This window comes from Corynebacterium sp. HMSC11E11, from assembly GCF_001807025.1.
Taxonomy (GTDB): Bacteria; Actinomycetota; Actinomycetes; order Mycobacteriales; family Mycobacteriaceae; genus Corynebacterium; species Corynebacterium freneyi.
Map to the genome: position 1 here is coordinate 1 of NZ_KV787172.1, position 1,066 is coordinate 1,066.

General features: G+C 64.9%; 1 protein-coding gene. It reads right to left on the reverse strand.

Features of this window, described 5'->3' with window-relative positions; all coding sequences use genetic code 11:
- Window positions 1-18: 18 nt before the first annotated feature.
- The gene (locus HMPREF3121_RS11390) at window positions 19-978 is read right to left on the reverse strand and encodes an IS481 family transposase (RefSeq protein ID WP_141743092.1); all 960 of its coding nucleotides are present in this window, start codon (window positions 976-978) and stop codon (window positions 19-21) included.
- Window positions 979-1,066: the final 88 nt, after the last annotated feature.

Consider the following 1,066-nt stretch of genomic DNA (forward strand, 5'->3'; position numbering starts at 1 on the left):
TCTAGGTGTACCCGGCCATCAGGTTGGTAGCAGTCGACTGACCGGCGGGTGGCCTCCGAGTGCGCTGTGGCGTCGTTCAGTGTTGTAGTACTCCAGCCACGGCGCAAGGGCTGCCGTCCGATCGCTGTTACAGGCGTAGATCTGGCGGTAGGCCCACTCGGTGGCCAGAGGGCGATTGAGGCGTTCGACCTTGCCGTTCTGCCATGGACAATGCGGCTTGATGAACTTCTGGACGATGCCATGTTCGGCGCACACCTCACGCAATGAGTAGCGGTAGGCCCAGGCATTGTCGGTCATCAGCCGCTCGACCCGGTCGATGCCGTGCTCGACGAAGTAGGCGATCGCCCGTTCCAGGAAACCGGAGCAGGTGGCCCCCTTCTCGTCGGGGAGGACCTCGCTGTAGGCCAGGCGGGAATGGTCATCGACCATCGAGTGGACGTAGTCGTAACCGACTCTGGTCTTGCGGTCGCGTGGGGCGTTCGGGCGGCCATGGGCGCGCCATCCACCACCGTCGGGGATCTTGCCCAGCTTCTTGACGTCCATGTGCACTAACTCGCCCGGCCGGTCGCGCTCGTACCGCACTGCGGTGGTCTTGGATGAGCGGATCACCTCGCCGGTGATCGGGTCACATTGGCGCAGGTACGGAACACCGTGGCGGCGCAGAATACGCGAGACCGTCCGGGCCGGCACCCCGACGCGGGGACCGAGGACGTCCGGGCCCTCCCGATGCTCGGCACGCGCGGCAAGAACCTGCTTCTCGACCTCGGCACTGGTCTTGGTCGGCGAGGTGTGCGGGCGCGAAGAACGAGTCTGCAGGCCGGCCTCGCCCTCGGCGGCGAAGCGGTCGATCCAGGTCTTCACGCACTTGCGGGACACACCCATCGCCGCGGCGATGTGGGATTGGGTCCACCCGCACTGATGACGCTCGACGATCAGCCGGCGACCATGAACAGTCAAACGAGCACTACCGTGGGACACGAGAACCTCCGGTTTGGAAGTGGGCCTTAGACAAGCCACATCCCATCCGGAGGTTCTCGCTCAATCAACCAGGCTCGCCGCTACCAAC